The 20,794-nt window shown below is 73.0% G+C and carries 26 protein-coding genes and 1 riboswitch; of the genes, 16 read left to right on the top strand and 10 right to left on the bottom strand.

The features are described from left to right. Nucleotides 1-11 precede the first annotated feature (11 nt). The 3 genes from B100_RS0113195 to B100_RS0113185 form a co-directional block, all read right to left on the bottom strand. Nucleotides 12-314, bottom strand: coding sequence for an urease subunit gamma (locus B100_RS0113195; protein ID WP_199785245.1), 303 nt, complete (start codon nt 312-314; stop codon nt 12-14). A gap of 246 nt (nt 315-560) precedes the next feature. After that, nucleotides 561-752 (bottom strand): hypothetical protein, encoded by a 192-nt coding sequence (locus B100_RS36955; RefSeq protein WP_024884912.1) that lies wholly within the window; start codon nt 750-752, stop codon nt 561-563. A 302-nt stretch (nt 753-1,054) separates the two neighbouring features. Beyond that, nucleotides 1,055-1,342 (bottom strand): type II toxin-antitoxin system Phd/YefM family antitoxin, encoded by a 288-nt coding sequence (locus B100_RS0113185; protein WP_024884911.1) that lies wholly within the window; start codon nt 1,340-1,342, stop codon nt 1,055-1,057. Nucleotides 1,343-1,406: 64 nt separating this feature from the next. On the opposite strand from B100_RS0113185, the gene B100_RS0113180 reads away from it, so the two are divergent. From B100_RS0113180 to B100_RS0113170, 3 genes are all read left to right on the top strand, one after another. Next, entirely contained in the window at nt 1,407-2,042 is a 636-nt protein-coding gene (locus tag B100_RS0113180) for an ATP-dependent Clp protease proteolytic subunit (protein ID WP_024884910.1), read from the top strand. A 7-nt stretch (nt 2,043-2,049) separates the two neighbouring features. Then, nucleotides 2,050-2,358 (top strand): hypothetical protein, encoded by a 309-nt coding sequence (locus B100_RS0113175; RefSeq protein WP_024884909.1) that lies wholly within the window; start codon nt 2,050-2,052, stop codon nt 2,356-2,358. Between the two features lie 347 nt (nt 2,359-2,705). Further along, nucleotides 2,706-2,893: riboswitch (cyclic di-AMP (ydaO/yuaA leader) on the top strand. Between the two features lie 3 nt (nt 2,894-2,896). Beyond that, nucleotides 2,897-3,370, top strand: coding sequence for a C40 family peptidase (locus tag B100_RS0113170; protein WP_024884908.1), 474 nt, complete (start codon nt 2,897-2,899; stop codon nt 3,368-3,370). Nucleotides 3,371-3,509: 139 nt separating this feature from the next. Here B100_RS0113170 and B100_RS0113165 read toward each other — a convergent pair whose 3' ends face one another. Continuing rightward, nucleotides 3,510-3,986, bottom strand: coding sequence for an ATP-binding protein (locus B100_RS0113165; protein WP_024884907.1), 477 nt, complete (start codon nt 3,984-3,986; stop codon nt 3,510-3,512). 213 nt (nt 3,987-4,199) lie between these two features. Between B100_RS0113165 and B100_RS0113160 the strand changes: the two genes are divergently transcribed. Then, nucleotides 4,200-5,060, top strand: a complete 861-nt coding sequence (locus tag B100_RS0113160; RefSeq protein ID WP_024884906.1) for a Scr1 family TA system antitoxin-like transcriptional regulator — start codon at nt 4,200-4,202, stop codon at nt 5,058-5,060. 9 nt (nt 5,061-5,069) lie between these two features. Beyond that, complete coding sequence (locus tag B100_RS0113155) at nt 5,070-5,294, top strand: DUF397 domain-containing protein (protein WP_024884905.1); 225 nt, start codon at nt 5,070-5,072, stop codon at nt 5,292-5,294. Between the two features lie 199 nt (nt 5,295-5,493). Here B100_RS0113155 and B100_RS0113150 read toward each other — a convergent pair whose 3' ends face one another. Beyond that, the gene (locus B100_RS0113150; protein ID WP_024884904.1) at nt 5,494-6,621 is read right to left on the bottom strand and encodes an 8-amino-7-oxononanoate synthase; all 1,128 of its coding nucleotides are present in this window, start codon (nt 6,619-6,621) and stop codon (nt 5,494-5,496) included. A gap of 147 nt (nt 6,622-6,768) precedes the next feature. Between B100_RS0113150 and bioB the strand changes: the two genes are divergently transcribed. The 4 genes from bioB to B100_RS0113130 all read left to right on the top strand — a co-directional run bounded on the left by bioB (nt 6,769) and on the right by B100_RS0113130 (nt 10,792). After that, nucleotides 6,769-8,007: a biotin synthase BioB gene (gene bioB / locus B100_RS0113145; RefSeq protein WP_024884903.1), complete on the top strand. Its 1,239-nt coding sequence runs from the start codon at nt 6,769-6,771 to the stop codon at nt 8,005-8,007. Further along, on the top strand, nt 8,000-9,286 hold the full coding sequence (locus tag B100_RS0113140; RefSeq protein ID WP_024884902.1) for an adenosylmethionine--8-amino-7-oxononanoate transaminase: 1,287 nt from the start codon (nt 8,000-8,002) through the stop codon (nt 9,284-9,286). Before bioB ends, B100_RS0113140 begins: the two co-directional genes overlap by 8 nt. A gap of 1 nt (nt 9,287) precedes the next feature. Next, nucleotides 9,288-10,004, top strand: a complete 717-nt coding sequence (gene bioD / locus B100_RS0113135) for a dethiobiotin synthase (protein WP_024884901.1) — start codon at nt 9,288-9,290, stop codon at nt 10,002-10,004. A gap of 68 nt (nt 10,005-10,072) precedes the next feature. Then, the gene (locus B100_RS0113130) at nt 10,073-10,792 is read left to right on the top strand and encodes a class I SAM-dependent methyltransferase (RefSeq protein WP_024884900.1); all 720 of its coding nucleotides are present in this window, start codon (nt 10,073-10,075) and stop codon (nt 10,790-10,792) included. Here B100_RS0113130 and B100_RS0113125 read toward each other — a convergent pair whose 3' ends face one another. Then, a complete protein-coding gene (locus tag B100_RS0113125; RefSeq protein ID WP_024884899.1) occupies nt 10,793-11,167 on the bottom strand; it encodes a hypothetical protein in 375 nt (124 codons plus the stop codon). 3 nt (nt 11,168-11,170) lie between these two features. Then, entirely contained in the window at nt 11,171-11,410 is a 240-nt protein-coding gene (locus B100_RS0113120; protein ID WP_024884898.1) for a toxin-antitoxin system antitoxin component, read from the bottom strand. Between the two features lie 173 nt (nt 11,411-11,583). On the opposite strand from B100_RS0113120, the gene B100_RS33920 reads away from it, so the two are divergent. From B100_RS33920 to mug, 7 genes are all read left to right on the top strand, one after another. Next, entirely contained in the window at nt 11,584-12,621 is a 1,038-nt protein-coding gene (locus B100_RS33920) for an ATP-binding cassette domain-containing protein (protein ID WP_024884897.1), read from the top strand. 96 nt (nt 12,622-12,717) lie between these two features. Beyond that, entirely contained in the window at nt 12,718-13,143 is a 426-nt protein-coding gene (locus tag B100_RS0113110; RefSeq protein WP_024884896.1) for a GNAT family N-acetyltransferase, read from the top strand. Between the two features lie 156 nt (nt 13,144-13,299). Then, nucleotides 13,300-14,682 (top strand): hemolysin family protein, encoded by a 1,383-nt coding sequence (locus B100_RS0113105; protein ID WP_024884895.1) that lies wholly within the window; start codon nt 13,300-13,302, stop codon nt 14,680-14,682. After that, nucleotides 14,679-15,692, top strand: coding sequence for a hemolysin family protein (locus tag B100_RS0113100; RefSeq protein WP_024884894.1), 1,014 nt, complete (start codon nt 14,679-14,681; stop codon nt 15,690-15,692). The genes B100_RS0113105 and B100_RS0113100 overlap by 4 nt, the downstream gene beginning before the upstream one ends. Before the next feature lie 74 nt (nt 15,693-15,766). Then, nucleotides 15,767-16,558, top strand: a complete 792-nt coding sequence (locus B100_RS0113095) for an SGNH/GDSL hydrolase family protein (protein WP_024884893.1) — start codon at nt 15,767-15,769, stop codon at nt 16,556-16,558. Nucleotides 16,559-16,634: 76 nt separating this feature from the next. Continuing rightward, complete coding sequence (gene purB, locus B100_RS0113090) at nt 16,635-18,077, top strand: adenylosuccinate lyase (protein ID WP_024884892.1); 1,443 nt, start codon at nt 16,635-16,637, stop codon at nt 18,075-18,077. 44 nt (nt 18,078-18,121) lie between these two features. Further along, nucleotides 18,122-18,622 carry a G/U mismatch-specific DNA glycosylase gene (gene mug, locus B100_RS0113085; protein WP_024884891.1) on the top strand — a complete coding sequence of 167 codons (501 nt, stop codon included), beginning with the start codon at nt 18,122-18,124 and terminating at the stop codon, nt 18,620-18,622. 24 nt (nt 18,623-18,646) lie between these two features. On the opposite strand, the gene B100_RS0113080 is transcribed toward mug, so the two are convergent. The 3 genes from B100_RS0113080 to B100_RS0113070 are packed head-to-tail and all read right to left on the bottom strand — an operon-like array spanning nt 18,647 to nt 20,788. After that, entirely contained in the window at nt 18,647-19,084 is a 438-nt protein-coding gene (locus tag B100_RS0113080) for a hypothetical protein (RefSeq protein WP_024884890.1), read from the bottom strand. Nucleotides 19,085-19,139: 55 nt separating this feature from the next. Beyond that, nucleotides 19,140-19,865, bottom strand: coding sequence for an ABC transporter permease (locus B100_RS0113075; RefSeq protein ID WP_024884889.1), 726 nt, complete (start codon nt 19,863-19,865; stop codon nt 19,140-19,142). A gap of 2 nt (nt 19,866-19,867) precedes the next feature. Next, nucleotides 19,868-20,788, bottom strand: coding sequence for an ABC transporter ATP-binding protein (locus B100_RS0113070; RefSeq protein ID WP_024884888.1), 921 nt, complete (start codon nt 20,786-20,788; stop codon nt 19,868-19,870). Nucleotides 20,789-20,794 lie beyond the last annotated feature (6 nt).

Genomic DNA, 20,794 nt, shown 5'->3' with positions numbered 1-20,794 from the left:
GGCTCCTCCCGTCAGACGATGGGGTCGTGGACGGTGACGAGCTTGGTGCCGTCCGGGAAGGTGGCCTCCACCTGCACGTCGGGGATCATCTCGGGGACCCCCTCCATGACGTCGTCCCGGGTCAGCACCTTCCGCCCGGACGCCATCAGTTCGGCGACGGTACGGCCGTCGCGGGCGCCCTCGAGGATGTGCGAGGTGAGGAGCGCGACCGCTTCGGGGTGGTTCAGCCTCAGTCCGCGCTCGCGGCGCTTGGCGGCCACGTCGGCCGCCACATGGATGAGCAGCCTCTCCTGCTCGTGCGGGGTCAGTTGCACGGCATCCACCTCACCGTCCTCGCTCCGGGCCGTGCGGGGCCCGGTGGCCGCGGCCACGGGAAGGCTCCCCGGTGGCGTGGACCCGGAGGCTAGCCGGGCGGCGTTTCGAGGACGTTAACCGCGCGGCGGCCCGGCCCAGGTACGGAACGCGGCACGGCGTGTCGTCACCCGGGCGGGCGCACCTCCCGACTCAGGCACCGGGAAACGGCACGGCGAGTCACCGTCAGGGCCGGCGTCCCTCCCGGCTCAGGCGGGGGAGGCGGTGCGGCCCGTGGCCATCAGGGCACGTGTGCCGTCGGCGAGGACCTGCGGCGGGATGTCCCCGAACATCGCCATCCGGGCGGCGAAGCCCTGCACGAGCGCGATCATCGCGCGGGCCATCGCGTCCACGTCGGCGTACTCGGGCAGCAGGCCGGCGTCCTTGTAGCTCTGCGCCATGTCGCCCCACGCCTCGCGGATCTTCGCTTAGCCCTCGGCCACGGCGAGAGGGTGCCGTCGCGCCCAGCCTCGCCCACTCTTGGCTTCGCTCGAGCGGGGGGACCCCCGTCGCCCCTGCGGCACGATTGCCCGCGGCTGGGCGGTAGGAGCGCCCCGGATGAGGCGGCGGATCTGCCTTCGGCTGGGCGTGAGCGCCTGTGGCTGGGCGGCAGGGGCGCCCGGGGCGGCACGACGGGCCGGGGTGCCCTGGGTTGCGTGGCGGCCCGGGGCGTGGCGGGGCGCCGGGGCTGGTGACGCCGATGTCAAGAAGGGGCCGGGCCCCGGTGTTCCGCGGCGATGCCGAAGCGGTGGTGTTCGCGAGGGGCGGACGCGACCTCGCGCACCCCGGCCACCGTACTGATCACCGACTCCTCCGCCCCCTCCGGCACATCCTTCATCTCGTCGAGTCGTCGCAGGTCATCGGCGGAGACAAGGGCGACGAGGGGCTTCCCGTGCCGGGTCACGACGACCCGCTCACCGCCGTACACCACGCGGTTGATCAGGTCGGCGAGCTCGGCCCTGGCCTGGGTCACCGGAATCTCGTATGCCATGCGGCCATCATAACGTGACGTACGTCCTGTACATTTTTTACAGACAACGAGACAGGAGGGCACCATGACCCGACCGTCCGCCCGCCACGTCCTGCCCGAGTTCACCGACCGCACGGCATCCGGGCACCGGACGACGGATCCGTACGCGAGGCTCCTCGAGGAGCGGATCGTGGTCCTCGGGACGCGGATCGACGAGACCGCGGCCAACGACGTGACGGCCCAGCTCATGTACCTGGAGCACCACTCCCCCGACCGGGACGTCTCGCTGTACGTCAACTCCCCCGGTGGCCCCTTCCACGCCATGTCGGGGCTCCACGACGCCCTGACCTACGTCACCTGCGACGTCGAGACGGTCTGCCTGGGCCGGGCGGAGGGCACCGCCGCGCTGCTGCTGGCCGCCGGCACCCCGGGCAAGCGCTACGTACTGCCCGGCTCCCGCCTGGTGCTCCGTCAGCCCTCCCTGCCGGAGCCGGTGGAGGGCAGGGCGAGCGACCTGGCCGTCCAGGCCGACGAGCTGAACCGGATCAGGGTCCGCACGGAGGAGCTGCTGGCGCGGCACACCGGCCGCCCCGTGCGGCGGGTGCGCGAGGATCTGGAGCGGGACATGGCCCTCGACGCGCAGGCCGCGGTGGACTACGGCCTGGCAGACCGGATCGTGCCGCACCACAGGGCCGCCCACCCCGCCACCGGCGCGAGGTGAGCCGCGGATGCTGCCACCGGAACTGCCCCCGCTGCCCGCACTGACCCGCGCGGAAGCCGAACTGATCGACCGTTACCTGGAGGTCGTCGACCAGCTCGGCCGGGTCAACCCGGCCCAGGGCGGCGACACCTACCGAAGCCTGCGCGCCGCCCAGGCACTGGTCGGCAAGGCGGTCGCGCTGCGCGACGCCCTGACGTCGATGCACCGGCGCGGCGAGAGCGAGCTGCATGCCGAAACCCTGGCGCGGGCGCTGCGGGTGCTGGACGGCGAGCGGCGCACGGCCAGGGTCACGCTGCCGCCGCAGGCCGGGAGTTGACGCGAGCGGGCGCGGAACGCCGGGCCCGCTCGCCGGAACACGCCGCGCACGGGTGAACCGGACCGAACGGCGTACCCCCATCCGGCGTAGACATACCTCCTGTTTCGGTGCTGTCGAAGTTGCACCACACGCGCGCCCGTCAGGCGGAATTGAGCATTCCGTCGCTGGTCCGGGGCTCCTCCGCCTCGTCGACGGCGAGTCGAACGGACAGCTGTCCACCCGAACGGGTGAGTGGTGAGTAACAACACAAACCCCCCGTTCCGTTGGGAAATCGACCGCGAAATGAAGCAAGATCCCTGACTGACGACAAGACCCCGCCGCCGCGGCGGGGCGATCCGGGCGGACGCCGAGTCCTGCCGCCGCCCGGATGACCGGTCGACAGGAGTGGATCGGCAGGAGTGGAGGACCCAAGCACGACGGGTCGCCGGAGCTCACGTTCCGAGCAGCCCTTGGGGTGAAGCCGCTGACGCGGCCGGGCTACTTCGCCAGCCCGAATCCGACAGGTCATCCTTCACAGGCGGCTGACGAAGGGTTGCGCATGAGTGCGCTCAATCGTGTCCCGTCTCTCATGGCCCGGGCCGGCACGGCCGGGGCCCTCACCCTGGCTGCCGTGGGTGGCTCCATCGCGGTCCCCGGAGCGGCCTCGGAGGCCGCGGCGGCGACCGCGGGCACCAAGGCCCTGAAGGTCGCGGCGTCCAAGAAGGGCGCGCCGTACGCGTGGGGCGCCACCGGGCCGAACCGGTTCGACTGTTCGGGCCTGACGCTGTACTCGTTCAAGAAGGCGGGCAAGAAGCTGCCCCGCACGGCCGCCCAGCAGTACAACAAATCCCGGCACATCTCCAAGAGCAGCCGGAAGGCCGGGGACCTGGTGTTCTTCCACTCGGGCAGCTACGTCTACCACGTCGGGATCTACGCGGGTGACAACAAGATCTGGCACGCCCCGAAGACCGGGGACGTCGTGCGGAAGCAGAAGATCTGGACCAAGAGCGTCTGGTACGGCCGCGTGAAGTGACCGACGGTGGCGGCGGCGCCCGCGGGAGCGCCGCCGCCCGGTCGTGACCGTCCCGTGGGCCGGACGCCGCCCACAGGACGTCCCGCTGAGGCCCTTCCGTGCCCCTTCACCACCCGCCGGCCCGTGCCGTGACGTGCTGTCAGAGCTCCGGCTGCACCGCCGCCGTGACCGCCTCCGTCGGCGGGGCGGTGACCGTGGTCCCCGGCCAGGGGAGTTCGACCGCGACGGTCTTGCCGCCCTGGCGCGTGGGGCGGACTCTCAGCCTGCCGCCGCATTCCGCGGTCAGCCAGCGGATGATGACCAGGCCGCGCCCGTTGTCCTGCTGGACCGCGGCGGGCAGCCGCTTGGGCAGACGCGGGTGACTGTCCGTCACACCGATGTGTACCCGTTCCTCACGGACCAGGACGACGTCGACCGTGAACGTGGGTGACTGGCCGAGAGTGTGCTGCACCGCGTTGGTGGCCAGTTCCGAAACGATCAGCCGCACCGTGTCGTACAGTTCGGCGTCCTGTGGCAGGCCCCATTCCGCCAGCGCGCCGGCCACGTGGGCCCGCGCGGCGGCGACCGAGGCGGGATCGCTCGGCAGAGTGACGGATGCTTCCAGATGGTCTGCCATGGCGACGTCGTCCCTTTCCCACGGGACCGCAGTCCGGACACGGAGCGGCTGGTTCGAGTACGGTCCCGCACTGGTGGTTCGTCGCCAGACTGCCATCACCGCAGGGCGCGGCGCGGCGATCCACCAAGATATGCATATATCTGTCGCTCAAAGCGGTGAACTCTGCGACGGGAGACCGTATCCGGGCGGCCCGGAAGGAGTAAGGAGAGGCCCATGCAGCACGGTCCCGCGGTGCGCCGCAGAAAACTGGGCGCCGAACTGCGCGCGCTGCGCACCGCGGCGGGACTCACCAGTGGGGACGCGGCCCGGCTGGCAGGCTGGCACCAGTCGAAGGTGAGCCGCATCGAGACGGGCACGAGCGGGGTGAAACCGGCCGACGTACGGTTGCTGCTCGACGTCTACGGCGTGGACGAACCGCAGTTGCGGGAGTTGCTGCTGGTGCTGTCGGGCTCCGGGAAGGGCGACGGGCGGGACCACTGGTGGCATGCCTACCGGGGTGTTCTGCCCCCGACCTACCGTGACTTCATCAGTCTGGAGTCCCAGGCGAGCGCGATGCGCACCTTGGAGACCACGGTGATCCCGGGACTGCTGCAGACCCCGGAGTACGCGCGGGCGGTGACGGAGGCGGCCCTGGAGGGCACCTCGGAGGAGCGCCTGGACGCGCTCGTGGAGGTACGGCTGGCCCGGCAGGACGTCCTGCGGGCCGATCCGCCGCTGGAGCTGAACGCGGTTCTGGACGAGGCGGTTCTACGCCGGGAAGTGGGTGGCCCGGAAGTGATGTCCCGCCAGCTCGACCGGCTGATCGAGGCCGCCCGGTTGCCCCAAGTACGCCTGCAGGTGCTGCCGTTCAGTGCGGGCGCACACATCGGTGTGACGGGTCCGTTCGTCATCTTTTCGTTCTCGCGTACATCTGACCTGGATGTGGTTGTTCTCGACCACTTGACGAGTAGTCACTACCTGGAACGGAAAGAAGACCTCCGGGCGTACTCGGAGGCCTTCGACGCCCTCTCGACGCACGCCCTTTCACCCGAGGAGTCGTTGGATTTCATCGCCGGCGCAGCGGCCGGCGCGTAAGGAGGCACGATGCCCGCACCGCCTGGGACCATCCCTTCCAGCCTCGCCCTGCGCGATGTGCGGTGGCTGCGCAGCAGCTACAGCACGGGGGCGAACAACTGTGTGGAGACGGCCCGGCCGGCCACCGGCCCCCTGGCCGGACTGCTCGCCGTGCGTGACAGCAAGGCCCCGGACGGGCCGGCGCTGCTCTTCTCCCCCGACAGCTGGGCGGAGTTCGTGACCGCGGTCCGCTGACCCGGACGCGTCCGCGCCCCTGATCCGACCGAACCCGACCTTCCCATCGAGACAACCCGTCCGAACGATCCGGCCCATCCGTTCGATCCCTACGATCCGGCCGGTCCCTCCCATCCTGCCGGTCCGAACGTCCCGGCCCATCCGTACGTTCCGACCGGTCAACCGTTCATCGCGCGACGCACGGCCGTGCCCCGCCGACTCATGGCCGCGTTTCGCCGATCACCCGTACAGCGCGTTCGATCTCCGCCCCGGACAGGTCGGCCCGGGCGGTCAGTCTGAGCCGTGAGATGCCGTCGGGCACGGAAGGAGGACGGAAGCAGCCCACGGACAGACCGGCCGTCCGGCAGTCGGCCGCCCAACGCACGGCCTGCTCCGGGGACGGAGCACGCACGGAGACGACCGCGGCGTCCGGACGTACCGCTTCCAGACCCGCGGCCGTCAGCCGGGTGTGCAGTTCGCGCGCCACCGTGCCCGCCCGCGCCGCGCGCCCCGGCTCGCGGCGCAGCAGCCGCAGCGCCGCCAGGGCCGCGCCCGCCGCCGCCGGGGCGAGACCCGTGTCGAAGATGAACGTCCGTGCCGCGTTGACCAGATGGCCGATCACCCGGGCCGGACCCAGCACCGCGCCGCCCTGGCTGCCGAGCGACTTCGACAGCGTCACCGTCACGACGACGTCGCCGGCACCCGCGACGCCCGCCGCGTGCGGAGCGCCCCGGCCGCCGTCGCCGAGCACGCCGAGGCCGTGCGCGTCGTCCAGCACCAGCCCCGCACCGTGCTCCCGGCACGCCTCGGCCAGCGCGGCGAGCGGGGCCGCGTCGCCGTCCACCGAGAACACCGTGTCCGACACCGCCACCGCGGGGCCCTCATGGCCGTCCAGCGCCTTGCGCACGGCGTCCGGGTCGCGGTGCGCCACCACCTGCGTGACGCCCCGGGCCAGCCGGCACCCGTCGATCAGCGAGGCGTGGTTGCCCGCGTCGGAGACGACGAGTGAGCCGTGCGGGGCCAGCGCGGTGACGGCGGCCAGGTTGGCCGCGTAGCCGGAGGAGAACACCAGGGCCGCTTCGAACCCGCAGAAATCGGCCAGTTCGTGTTCCAGTTCGGCGTGCAGCTCGGTGGTGCCCGTGACCAGGCGGGAGCCGGTCGCGCCGCCGCCCCAGGTACGGGCGGCCCGGGCGGCCCCCTCGGTGACCTCGGGATGACGGGCCAGCCCGAGGTAGTCGTTGCTCGCGAGGTCGAGGAGCGGCGTGTCGGCCGGCCGGGGGCGCAGGGTGCGGACGAGCCCGGCCCTGCGGCGCTGCTCCGCCTGCTCGTCGATCCAGCCGAACGCCATGGGTCCTCCGGGGATTTTGTAGGCAGTCAACAGACATTAGCGGCAGGCGGGCCGGACCCCTGTGTGGTGATACCCACACCGCCGGACGGCTCTGTTGTACGAAGTCTCCTTGGCCCGGACGGACCGGGTAGGACAGGATCGGCTCTCATGGACCTGCTGAACACGCTGGTGGACAAGGGGCTTCGGCGCGAGACGCCGACACGGGCCGAGGCGCTGGCCGTCCTCGCGACGACCGACGACGAGCTGCTCGACGTGGTGGCGGCGGCCGGGAGGGTGCGCAGGCACTGGTTCGGCCGCCGGGTGAAACTCAACTATCTGGTCAACCTCAAGTCCGGGCTGTGTCCGGAGGACTGCTCCTACTGCTCCCAGCGGCTCGGCTCGAAGGCCGACATCCTCAAGTACACCTGGCTGAAGCCGGACGAGGCGTCCCGGGCGGCCGCCGCGGGACTGGCCGGCGGTGCGAAGCGGGTGTGCCTGGTGGCGAGCGGCCGCGGCCCGACGGACCGGGACGTGGACCGGGTGTCCGACACCATCAAGACCATCAAGGAGCAGAACGAGGACGTCGAGGTGTGCGCCTGCCTGGGCCTGCTCTCCGACGGCCAGGCCGAACGGCTGCGCGAGGCGGGCGCGGACGCCTACAACCACAACCTCAACACGTCCGAGTCGACGTACGGGGAGATCACGACCACGCACGCCTACGCCGACCGGGTGGACACGGTGCGCAAGGCGCACGCGGCCGGTCTGTCGGCCTGCTCCGGGCTGATCGCCGGCATGGGTGAGACCGACGACGACCTGGTCGACGTCGTGTTCTCGCTGCGCGAGCTGGACCCGGACTCGGTGCCGGTCAACTTCCTGATCCCGTTCGAGGGCACCCCGCTCGCCAAGGAGTGGAACCTGACGCCGCAGCGCTGCCTGCGCATCCTGGCGATGGTGCGGTTCGTCTGCCCCGACGCCGAGGTGCGGATCGCGGGCGGCCGCGAGGTCCATCTGCGCACGATGCAGCCGCTCGCGCTGCACCTGGCCAACTCCGTCTTCCTGGGCGACTACCTCACCAGCGAGGGACAGGCCGGCAAGGCGGACCTGGAGATGATCGCGGACGCCGGGTTCGAGGTGGAGGGAGCCGGGGAGGTCACCCTGCCCGAGCACCGGGCGGGCGGAGGCTGCGGGTCGCACACGAGCGGCGGGGCCTGCGGGTCCCGGGCCGGGACCGGCTGCGGGTCCCATGACGGTGCCGAGGGCGGCTGCGGCTCGCACGAGTGCGGCGGTGTCTGCGGAACGGCGCCCGCCGCCGCGCCCGCCCCCGTCGCCTCCGCCGACGAGCCGCGTCCCGACCTGGTGGCCGTGCGCCGCCGGGGTACCGGAACGGACCTCGCGCCCAATGCCTGAACCCGACGCGTCCGTCGCCGCGCTGCTGGAGCTCGACCGGCGGCACGTGTGGCATCCGTACGGGCCCATGCCGGGCCGTCAGGAACCGCTCGTCGTCGCGTCGGCGAGCGGCGTGCGTCTCACCCTGGCCGACGGTTCGGGCGAGCTGGTCGACGGCATGTCGTCCTGGTGGTCGGCGATCCACGGCTACAACCACCCGGTGCTCAACGAGGCCGCCCACGACCAGCTCGGGCGGATGAGTCACGTGATGTTCGGCGGGCTCACGCACGAGCCCGCCGTACGGCTGGCGAAGCTCCTTGTCGACATGTCGCCGGACGGTCTGGAGCACGTGTTCCTGGCCGACTCGGGGTCGGTGTCGGTCGAGGTCGCCGTGAAGATGTGCCTGCAGTACTGGCGTTCGCTGGGCCGTCCCGAGAAGTCGCGGCTGCTGACCTGGCGGGGCGGCTACCACGGTGACACCTGGCAGCCGATGTCGGTGTGCGACCCCGAGGGCGGGATGCACGAGCTGTGGTCCGGGGTGCTGCCGCGTCAGGTCTTCGCCGACGCCCCGCCCGGCCCGTACGAGGAGGCGTACGCCGACCACCTGCGGGAGATGATCGAGCGGCACGCCGGTGAGCTGGCCGCGGTGATCGTGGAGCCGGTGGTGCAGGGCGCGGGCGGGATGCGGTTCCACTCCCCCGCGTATCTGCGGGTGCTGCGGGAGGCGTGCGACGCGCACGACGTGCTGCTGGTCTTCGACGAGATCGCGACCGGTTTCGGCCGTACCGGCGCCCTGTTCGCGGCGGAGCACGCGGCCGTGTCGCCGGACGTGATGTGCGTGGGCAAGGCGCTGACCGGCGGTTACCTCACCATGGCGGCGACGCTGTGCACCGCTCGGGTGGCCGAGGGCATCTCGCGCGGCGAGGTGCCGGTGCTGGCGCACGGCCCGACCTTCATGGGCAACCCGCTGGCAGCGGCCGTCGCCTGCGCCTCCGTGGAGCTGCTGCTCGGCCAGGACTGGCGCGCGGAGGTCAAGCGGATCGAGTCCGGGCTGCGCGAGGGGCTGGCCCCCGCCGGCCGGCTGCCCGGGGTGCGGGACGTCCGGGTGCTCGGCGCGATCGGGGTCGTCCAGCTGGACCACGACATCGACATGGCCGCGGCCACCCGGGCGGCGGTGCGGGAGGGCGTCTGGCTGCGTCCGTTCCGCGATCTGGTGTACACCATGCCGCCGTACGTCACGGGTGACGAGGACGTGGCCCGTATTGCCCGCGCGGTGTGCGCGGCGGCGAAGGAGGGATGACATGCCGGTGCTGGTGGTGACGGGCACGAACACCGAGGTCGGCAAGACGGTGGTGACGGCCGCGGTCGCCGCGACGGCGCTGGCGGGCGGCCGGTCGGTGGCGGTGCTGAAGGCCGCGCAGACAGGGGTCGGGCCGGCGGAGCCCGGGGACGCCGCCGAGGTCGAGCGGCTCGCCGGACCGCTGACGTCGGCCGAGCTGGCCCGCTACCCCGAGCCGCTCGCGCCCGCGACGGCGGCCCGTCGGGCGGGCCGGGCGCCCGTCCATCCGTACGAGATCGCCGACCGGGCCGCCAAGCTGGCCACCGAGCACGACCTGGTGCTGGTGGAGGGCGCGGGCGGCCTGCTCGTACGGTTCGACGCGGCCGGCGGGACCCTGGCGGACGCGGCGGCGCTGCTGCGCGCGCCGGTTCTGGTGGTCGCGTCCGCGGGCCTGGGCACCCTCAACGCCACGGAGCTGACGGTCCGGGAGCTGCGGGGGCGCGGGCTCGACCCGGTGGGGGTGGTGATCGGCAGTTGGCCCGCGGACCCCGGCCTCGCGGAGCGCTGCAACCTGCTGGACCTGCCGGACGTCACCGGCGTCCCGCTGCTGGGCGCGGTACCGGAGGGGGCGGGCCGGCTCGACCCGGCCCGGTTCCGGACGGCCGCCCCGGACTGGCTGGCGCCCCGCCTGGAGGGCACCTGGGACGCGGACGTCTTCCGCGCCCGGGAGGCTTCCTGACCGGCACGGTGGTTCGCCGGGCGGGCCGACGGGGAGAATCGCCGTAGGTCCGTCCCGGGGAGGTCCCCATGCAGTTGCGGTCCCTCCGCTCCGCCCAGGCGGCGCGGGATCCCGTGCACCATCCGGTCTTCGCCCGCTGGTACGCCCGCTGCAGCGTCGCCGCCGAGAGCCGCGCGGGGATGGCGGACGTACGACGCCGGCTGCTCGGCGGTCTGTCCGGGCGGGTGATCGAGATCGGCGCGGGCAACGGCCTGAACTTCGCCCACTACCCGCGCACCGTCGCCGAGGTCGTCGCCATGGAGCCGGAGCGCGCGTTGCGCACGCTGGCCGTGGAGGCGGCGCTGCGGGCCGAGATGCCGGTGGACGTGGCGCCCGGGGTGGCGGAGGCGCTGCCCGTGAAGAGTGAGGCGTTCGACGCGGCGGTGCTGTCGCTGGTGCTGTGCAGCGTGCGCGACGTGGAGCGGGCGCTCGCCGAGGTGCGGCGCGTGCTGCGGCCCGGCGGCGAGGTGCGGTTCTTCGAGCACGGCGCGGGTGGCGGCCGGGTCATGCACCTCACCCAGCGGGCGCTGGACCGCACGGTGTGGCCGCCGCTGGCCGGGGGCTGCCATCTGGCCCGGGACCCGGTCGGGGCGCTGCGGGCGGCCGGGTTCGAGCTGGGGCCCTACCGGCGGATGACCATCCCGGAGAACGGGCCGGCGCTGCCGCAGTCGTTCTGCGTCATCGGCACCGCGTGGCGGCCCGTGGGGGACGCGGAGGACACGGGGAACACGGGGGCCGCGGGTCGCTGATCAAGCGCACCAGCGGCGCAGTTCGGCCGCGATGGTGTCGACGTCCGCGCCGTCCCGCTTCACCAGGCGGGCCAGGTCGCGGACCTGCTCGGGCGAGGTGACGACCTTCAGGCCACTGGCGACCAGGTAGGCGTACGCGACGGCGGAGGCGAAGAGCGCGTTGGAGCGCTCCAGCGCGGGGACGTGGATCAGCAGCTGGAGCAGCGCGGCGGCGCGGCTGTGCGGGGTGTCGTAGACGGGGACGTCGAATATCCCGGCGTCGTGACGGGCGACGGCGGCGACGAGCGCGCCCCAGTCGGTGACCTGGGGGTCGCCGGGGGTCTGCTGCTCGGCGAGCATGAGCAGCCAGGCGAGGTCGATGCGTACGTGGTCCAAGGGTCAGCGGTGACCTTCGCGCGCGCCCTCGCGGTCCCTGCCGAACTCCTCGGCGAAGACGCTCTCGTACTGCTTCATGAAGTCGGCGGCGGCCTCGACGAAGGCGCGTCCGGACTCGCCGGTGTCCTGGCGGACCAGTTCCTCGATGTAGCGGTTGACGCTGATGCCTCGCGCCAGGGCACGCTCCCGGGCCGCGCGGGCGGTGCCCTCGTCCACGCGCACGTTCAGCTGGGTCTTCGCCATACCTCGAAGCTAGCGCCGGGACGCTAGCACGGCAAGGAGACGGACGTGCGAGCTCATGTGTCCCTTACATCCGAGTCCGGAACCGGCACTCCCGGGGGATGTTCCGCACGCACCGGGCCGCCCTACCCTCGGCGCGACATGCTCGGCCCGGCTGTTCACCGGAGGAGGCGGCCTTGTCCACACCCGCTGAGGAGCACGCCCCCGGCCTCGCGTCGCGCGACGGGACCGCGGCCCGCGCGCGCGGTCTGACCAAGGCGTACGGCTCGGGCGAGACGGCGGTGATCGCCCTGGACTCGGTGGACGTCGGCATCGCGCGCGGGCGCTTCACCGCGGTCATGGGGCCGTCCGGCTCCGGGAAGTCCACGCTGATGCACTGCCTGGCCGGGCTGGACACCGTCTCCGCCGGTCAGGTGTGGCTCGGTGACACCGAGATCACGGGGCTGAAGGACCGTGACCTGACCCGGCTCAGGCGGGACCGCGTCGGCTTCATGTTCCAGTCGTTCAACCTGATCCCCACGCTGACCGCGCGGGAGAACATCACCCTGCCCATGGACATCGCCGGCCGGAAGCCGGACGAGGCGTGGCTGGACCAGGTCATCGAAACGCTGGGCCTGCGGAACCGGCTCAAGCACCGGCCCGCGCAGCTGTCGGGCGGTCAGCAGCAGCGCGTGGCCTGCGCGCGGGCGCTGGCCTCGCGGCCCGAGCTGGTCTTCGCCGACGAGCCGACCGGCAACCTCGACTCGCGGGCGGGGCTCGAAGTGCTGGGCTTCCTGCGGGAGGCGGTGGACCGGCTCGGCCAGACGGTGGTCATGGTCACCCACGACCCCGGCGCCGCCGCCCACTCCGACCTGGTCCTGTTCCTCGCGGACGGCCGCATCGTGGACGAGGTACGCCGGCCCACGGCGGAGTCGGTGCTGGAACGGATGAAACGGTTCGACGTCGTCCGCGCGACCGCACCACAAGACGCCGGCACGCCGCCCACCGGGCACACCCCTAGCCCGACGCCGCCGCCGGACGGCGAAAACCCGGGCGCGATGCCGCTCCGGGACGGCGGTCAGCCGGGCGCCGGGTCGCCGGACGGGAGAGCGCCGGCGTCCGCACCCTCCAGCACGCCCCGGGACGCCGGGCGACCGGACGCCCCACCGCCGGACGGCGGACAGCCGGGCACGGCGGCCTCCGGCACCGGGGGGTCCCCCTCCGCCTCGCCCTGAGGCCATCGCCGATGAGTGGAAGCGCCTGCGCGGCGGCCCGGTCCGCATCATGGAATCCGGTGATCACGCCCGGACCTCCGTGCTGAGATCGGACGCATGAGCGAACTGCGCACCCGGGCCGCCGTACCCGAGGACCTCGACGACGTGCTGGCCTTCTGGAAGTCGGCCGCGGAGGGCACGAGCATCAGCGACGACCGGGAGGGCGTGGAGCGGCTGGTCGCCCGCGATCCCGAGGCGCTGATCCTCGCCGAGCGGGACGGCGAGCTGGTCGGCACGGTGATCGCCGGCTTCGACGGCTGGCGGTGCCACCTGTATCGCCTGGCGGTGCGTCCGGACCGGCGCCGGCAGGGCATCGCCACGGCCCTGCTGACCGCAGCCGAGAACCGGTTCGTACGGCTCGGCGGGCGCCGCGCGGACGCGATGGTGCTGCAGCGCAACGAGACCGCCCATCATGCGTGGGACGCGGCGGGGTATGCGCCGGAGGAACGCTGGCGGCGCTGGGTGAAGCCCCTGACCGGGTGAACCACGACCCGTCGGCCGAACTTTGCCCATCCTTTACCCGGTGAGGGCCACTCGGTTCTCCGTGAAAGGTCGTGTCTCCGCCCGTGGGCCCGCTTCCGGTCTCCGACACCGCGCGTCCGACCCCGTCCTGCCCGACCATGGGACTGAGGTGACCCGATGACCGAAGTGCTCCTCCTTCTGGCGGCCATCCTGCTCTCGCTCCTGTGCGGGGCGTTCGTGGCCGCCGAGTTCTCCCTCACCACGGTCGAGCGGGGCGAGCTGGAGCGGGCGGTGGAGCGCGGCGAGCGTGGCGCCGCCGGTGCGCTCCAGGCCGTGCGCAGCCTGACCTTCCAGCTCTCCGGGGCCCAACTGGGCATCACGGTCACCAACCTGGTGGTCGGCATGCTGTCCGAACCGTCGATCGCCGCGCTGATCAGAGGGCCACTGCGGGACATCGGCGCCTCCGAGTCGGTCGCGCGCTCGCTGGCGCTGGTGATCGGCACGGGCCTGTCGACGGTGTTCCTGATGGTCGTCGGCGAGCTGGTGCCGAAGAACTGGGCGATCTCCTCCCCGCTGGCCGTCGCCAAGCGGGTCGGCAACGCGCAGCGCTGGTTCAGCGCCGCCTTCCGCCCGTTCATCACCCACCTGAACAACCAGGCCAACCGGATGGTGCGCCGCATCGGGCTGGAACCGGCCGAGGAGCTGGAGTCCGCGCGCGGGCCCCAGGAACTGGCCGCGCTGGCCCGGCACTCCGCGAAGGAGGGCGCCCTGGAGCCGGACACCGCGGAACTGTTCGTCCGCACCCTGAACCTCGCCGACCTGACCGCGGAGAACGTGATGACGCCCCGCGTCCAGGTCATCGCCCTGGAGGTCCGGGCGACGTGCGAGGACGTGGCGAACGTGACCCGGGCGACCGGGCTCTCACGGTTCCCCGTCTACCGCGAGACGCTCGACGCGGTGGTCGGCACGGCGCATGTGAAGGACGTCCTGGCGGTGCCCGCCGAGCGCCGTCCCGAGGTGCCCGTGTCCGAGCTGATGCGCGAACCGCTGCTGGTCCCCGGGTCGCTCACCGTCGACCGGCTCCTGGACCGCCTGTCGGGCCGCCGCACGATGGCCGTGGTCATCGACGAGTACGGCGGCACGGCGGGGGTGGCCACTCTGGAGGACATCGTGGAGGAGGTCGTCGGCGAGGTCCGGGACGAGCACGACCCGCACGAGACGCCCGACCTGGCCCGGGCCGGCACCGACGAGGAGGGCCGCACGCTGTTCTCCGCGGACGGCTCCGCCCGCCTGGACCAGCTCGCCCGCGTCGGACTCCGCGCGCTGGAAGGGCCGTACGAGACGCTGGCCGGGCTGGTGGCCGCCGAGCTGGGCCGCATACCGGAGGAGGGCGACGTCTTCGAGGTCGCCGGCTGGCGGCTGGAGGTGGCGGACGCCTCCGGGCGCCGCGCGGCACGTGTGCTGCTGCGCGCGCCCCGCGACGACGGGCAGGTGACGCGACACGAGGCCGGCGCGTCCGCGGCCGGTGACACGAAGGACGACCGGGGGGCGCGCCGATGACCGCCGTACAGCTGCTGATCGGCCTGGCCACGCTGGTCGCCAACGCCTTCTTCGTGGGCGCCGAGTTCGCCCTGATCTCCGTCCGCCGCAGCCAGGTCGAGCCGCACGCCGACCAGGGCGACCGGCGCGCCAAGAGCGTGCTGTGGGGCCTGGAGCACGTGTCGGTGCTGCTGGCGGCCGCGCAGCTCGGCATCACCCTGTGCACGCTGATCCTCGGCATCGTCGCCGAGCCGGCCATCGCCCACCTGCTCGAACCGGTGTTCCACGCGGTGGGCGTGCCCGACGGCGCGGGACACGCGGTGTCGTTCGTGATCGCGCTGGCGCTCGCCACGTACCTGCACATGCTGCTCGGCGAGATGGTGCCGAAGAACATCGCGCTCGCGGAGCCGGTCCGCAGCGCGCTGATGCTGGGCCCGCCGCTGGTGGCGCTGTCCCGCGCGCTGCGCCCGGTGATCTTCACCGTCAACGCCTTCGCGAACACGCTCCTGAAGCTGCTGCGGGTGGAGACGCGGGACGAGGTGGTCGCGTCCTTCTCCGACGCGGAGCTCGCCCAGATCGTGAAGGACTCCGGCGAGGCGGGCCTGATCGACGACCGCGCCCTCGAGCGCCTGAACGACGCGCTGGAGCTGGGCCGGCGTCCGGTACGGGACGTGGTGATGCCGCTGGAGCGGGTGGTCTACGCGCGCGTGGGCGTCACTCCGGAAGGACTGGAGCGGCTGTCGGCGGAGTCCGGGTTCTCCCGGTTCCCCGTGGTGGACGAGCAGCGGCGGATCGTCGGCTACCTGCACATCAAGGACGCCCTGGACGCCTCGCCGCGGGACATGCCGTTCCGGCTGCGGGACATGCGGTCCATCGCCCGCATCCGGGAGAGCACCCCGCTGGACGACGTGCTCACCGCGATGCGGGGCAGCCGTACGCATCTGGCGGCCGTCTCCGGGACGGACGGGCGGCTGGCGGGGCTGGTGACCATGGAGGACGTGCTGCGGGAGCTGTTCGGGCAGCGGACCTGAGCGCTCCTTCCCCGCGAGAGGAAGGAAGGCGACCGACCCGCGGGTATGTGCCAGGGGCTACCATTTCTGTCGCCATGCAGACGAACCCCACCCCCAGCAGCCCCGCCCACACCAGCCTCGTCGCTCTGGGCGACTCCTTCACCGAAGGCATGTCGGACCTCCTGCCCGACGGCACCTACCGTGGTTGGGCGGACCTCCTCGCCGCCCGGATGGCGGCCGTCGCCCCCGGCTTCCGGTACGCCAACCTCGCGGTGCGCGGCAAGCTGATCCAGCAGATAGTCGACGAGCAGGTGGAGACGGCGGCGGCCATGGGCGCCGACGTCATCACCCTGGTCGGCGGCCTCAACGACACCCTGCGCCCCAAGTGCGACATGGTCCGGGTCCAGGACCTCCTCACCGAGGCCGTGGAGCGGCTGGCCCCGCACTGCGCGCAGCTGGTGCTGATGCGCAGCCCCGGCCGCCGGGGCCCGGTGCTGGAGCGCTTCCGGCCCCGCATGGAGGCGCTGTTCGCCTGCATCGACGAGCTCGCCGCCAAGCACGACGCGCTGGTGGTCGACCTGTACGGGGCGCCGGCGCTCGGCGACCCCCGGCTGTGGGACGTGGACCGGCTGCACCTGACCGGGGAGGGGCACCGCAGGGTCGCGGAGGCGGTGTGGCAGGCGCTCGGCCACCCGGCCGAGGACCCCGAGTGGCACCTGCCCCCGGAGGCCACGCTGCCCCCGCACTGGGTCGCGCGGCGGGTGGAGGACGCCCGGTTCGCCCGCCGGCACCTGCTGCCGTGGATCGGCCGCCGGCTCACCGGCCGCTCCTCGGGCGACGGCCTGCCGGCCAAGCGCCCGGAGCTGCTGCCGTACGAGACGGCGTAGCGGCCGCCCCCTTGTACGTTCCTCCAGGTCACCCCGTGGCGCGGGTCTGCACGAATCGCCAGTAGACTCCCTGTACGTGACTGCTGCGCCCGCCAAGCCCCGTATCCCGAACGTCCTCGCCGGACGCTACGCCTCCGCCGAGCTCGCCACGCTCTGGTCGCCCGAGCAGAAGGTGAGGCTCGAGCGGCAGCTCTGGCTCGCCGTGCTGAAGGCCCAGAAGGACCTCGGGATCGAGGTGCCCGACGCGGCTATCGCCGACTACGAGCGGGTCCTCGACACCGTCGACCTGGCCTCGATCGCCGAGCGGGAGAAGGTCACCCGCCACGACGTGAAGGCGCGGATCGAGGAGTTCAACGACCTCGCCGGGCACGAGCACGTACACAAGGGCATGACCTCCCGCGACCTCACCGAGAACGTCGAGCAGCTCCAGGTCCGGCTGTCGCTCGAGCTGACGCGCGACCGCACGGTCGCCGTGCTGGCCCGCCTCGGCAAGCTGGCCGGGGAGTACGGCGAGCTGGTCATGGCCGGCCGCTCGCACAACGTGGCCGCGCAGGCCACCACCCTCGGCAAGCGCTTCGCGACGGCGGCCGACGAGCTGCTCGTGGCGTACGGGCGGCTGGAGGAGCTGCTGGGCCGCTACCCGCTGCGCGGCATCAAGGGCCCGGTCGGCACCGCGCAGGACATGCTGGACCTGCTCGGCGGGGACGCCGGCAAGCTGGCCGACCTGGAGCGCCGGATCGCCGGTCACCTGGGCTTCTCGCAGGCGTTCACCAGCGTCGGACAGGTCTACCCGCGCTCCCTGGACTACGAGGTCGTCACCGCGCTGGTGCAGCTGGCCGCCGCCCCGTCCTCGCTGGCCAAGACGATCCGGCTGATGGCCGGGCACGAGCTGGTCACCGAGGGCTTCAAGCCGGGCCAGGTCGGCTCCTCGGCGATGCCGCACAAGATGAACACCCGCTCCTGCGAGCGCGTCAACGGCCTGATGGTCATCCTGCGCGGCTACGCGTCGATGACCGGCGAGCTGGCGGGCGACCAGTGGAACGAGGGCGACGTGTCCTGCTCGGTGGTACGCCGGGTCGCGCTGCCGGACGCGTTCTTCGCGCTCGACGGGCTGCTGGAGACGTTCCTGACCGTGCTCGACGAGTTCGGCGCCTTCCCGGCCGTCGTGGCCCGGGAGCTGGACCGCTACCTGCCGTTCCTCGCCACCACCAAGGTGCTGATGGGCGCGGTGCGCGCGGGCGTCGGCCGTGAGGTCGCGCACGAGGCGATCAAGGAGAACGCCGTCGCCACCGCCCTCGCCATGCGGGAGCAGGGCGCCGAGCGCAACGACCTGCTCGACAAGCTCGCCGGCGACGAGCGGCTGCCGCTGGACCGCGCCGAGCTCGAGGCGCTGATGGCGGACAAGCTGTCCTTCACCGGCGCCGCGAGCGACCAGGTCGCCACCGTGGTCGGCCGGATCGACGCGATCGTGAAGCAGCACCCGGAGGCCGCCGGCTACACCCCCGGGGCGATCCTCTGAGCCGCTTCACCCAGGAGGAACTCCAGGCCGCCCGCGACCGCCTCGTGCCGGACGTGGTCGCGGACGGTCTGCGGGTGCTGTTCTGCGGCATCAACCCGGGCCTGATGACGGCCGCGACCGGCCATCACTTCGCCCGCCCGGGCAACCGCTTCTGGCCCGCGCTGCACCGCTCCGGTTTCACCCCGCGGCAGCTGCCGCCGTCGGAGCAGCGGGAGCTGCTGTCGTACGGGCTCGGCATCACCAACGTGGTGGCGCGGGCGACCGCGCGGGCCGACGAGCTGAGCGCCGAGGAGTACCGGGAGGGCGGGCGCGAACTCGCCGTGAAGGTGGCCCGGTTGCGTCCCCGCTGGCTTGCCGTGCTCGGGGTGACCGCGTACCGCGCGGCGTTCGACGACCGCACCGCGAAGGTGGGGCCGCAGGTGCGGACCATCGGCGAGAGCCGGGTGTGGGTGCTGCCCAATCCCAGCGGGCTGAACGCGCACTGGACGCCGGCGACGCTCGCGGAGGAGTTCGCGCGGCTGCGAGAGGCGGCGGAGCGGGACTGACGGGCCCCTGGTGCTCTGTGTCTCTTAGGGAGGCGCGGTCTCCGTGACCACGGCCAGCAGCTGGACGGCGCCGCCCGCGTCCCGGTCGGCGAGCGCGACGGCGACCCAGCGGCCGGTGCCCTGCACCTCCCACAGCCAGGCCACGCCCGCTTCGTGACTGAGCCAGGCCCACGGCTGCGGTATGTCCTCCCGCTCCGTGCGCAGCAGCACCGTCCCCAGGTTCCACGGGTCGACGTCGCCCCAGCGGGAGGCCAGCAGTTCGTACACCGCGTCGCGCTGCTTCTCGAACTGGTCGACCGTCGCCGCCCGGTCCGCCGGATCGAGGTCCGGGCGGTCGCCGGACTCCAGCACGGCGACATGGTGGCCCGGTCCCGAGAAGCCGACGTCCGACGGGCCGTGCTCCGCCGGGAAGGGCCGGAAGCACAGCTCGTCGACGAGGGCGATGTGCCGGGCGAGGTTCATGGCTCCAGTAAACCCGCCGCCACTGACAGTTGGCGGCGGGTCAGCCGGCCAACTCTCAGGCGTCCTGACGGCGAAGCCGCCACGCCCCCGCCAGCAGGGCGGCGGCCGTCCAGCACGCGGTGACGGCAAGTCCCGTCCACGGCCCGAGCGTTCCGTCTGGCACACTGCGCAGCACCGTCTGGCCCGCGCGGTCCGGCAGGAAGTCGGCGACCGCCCCGAGCGCGTCACCGATCACGAGCGACACGATCAGGACGAACGGGATCAGCACCGACAGCGTGGCCACCCCGCTGCGCAGCAGCGTGGCCGTTCCGGCCGCGAACAGGGCCATGAGCGTGAGGTAGACGGCGCCTCCGAGCACGCCGCGTACCTGGTCGGCCGTGCTGAGACCGTCCGCCGCGTCGCCGAGTCCGGCCAGGCCCGCGAGAAGCGCGGCCAGGGATGTCACCAGGGCCACCAGCAGCACGACGGCGGCGACGGCGGCAGCCTTGGCGGCGAACCAGAGGCCGCGACGCGGGACCGCCGTCAGCGACAGCCGGACGGCGGCGCCCTCGCGGTACTCCGCCGACACCGCCAGGGAGCCGAAGGTGAGGGCGGCGATCTGCCCCAGGGTGGTGCCGGACAGGGCCGCGAACAGCGGGTCGGAACCGGAATCCTCGGGGTCCATGCCCGCCAGCGCGGAGAACGCGGTGGTCACCGCGAACAGGACGAACAAGGTCGCGAGCAGCGGGCGGACGGTGCGGATCTTCAGCCACTCGGAGCGGAACACGGGGGTGAACGGCACGGTCAGGCCTCCAGGGGCTGGGCGGCGAACTCGGTCTCGGCGGCGGTCAGGTCCAGGTAGGCCTGCTCCAGGGTCCCTTCGTCGGCGGTGAGTTCCAGGAGCGGCACCCCCTCGGCGGAGGCGAGGCGTCCGATGTCGTCCACGCGCGCGTCGGGGACGGTCCAGTGGCCGTCGGGATGGCGTACGGCCTGGAGGCCGTGGCGGGCGAGGGCGCGCTCCAGGACGTCCGGTGCGGAGGTGCGGACCCGGACGGCGGGCCGTACGCGCGCGTCGATGAATTCCCGCATGGGGGTGTCGGCCAGCAGTCGGCCCCGGCCGAGGACGACCAGGTGGTCGGCGAACGAGGCGGTCTCGTTCATCAGGTGACTGGACACCAGCACGGTCCGTCCTTCGTCCGCGAGGCGGCGCAGCAGGCCGCGGATCCACACGATGCCCTCCGGGTCGAGGCCGTTGGACGGCTCGTCGAGCATCACCACCTCCGGGTCGCCGAGCAGCGCTGCGGCGATGCCGAGCCGCTGCCGCATGCCGAGCGAGTACGTCCGTACCCGGCGGCGGGCCGCGGGCTCCAGCCCGGTCTCCTCCAGCACCTCGTCCACCCGGCGGTCCGGGATGCGGTGGGTCGCCGCCAGGATCCGCAGATGGTCACGGCCGGTGCGGGCGCCGTGCGCGGCACCGGCGTCGAGCAACGCGCCCACCCGGCGCAGGGGTTCACGCAGGGTCGCGTAGGGCCGGCCGTCGAGGGTGGCGGAGCCGGAGGTGGGGTGGTCCAGGCCGAGCGCCAGGCGCATGGTGGTGGACTTCCCCGCGCCGTTGGGGCCGAGGAAGCCGGTGACGCGGCCGGGCGGCACGGTGAAGGTGAGGTCGTCGACGGCTCGCCCGGTGCCGTACTCCTTGGTGAGGTCGCGGACGTCGATGCTGGTCATGGCACC

The organism is Streptomyces sp. CNH189 (assembly GCF_000527195.1).
This window is presented reverse-complemented; position numbering and strand designations above follow the sequence as displayed.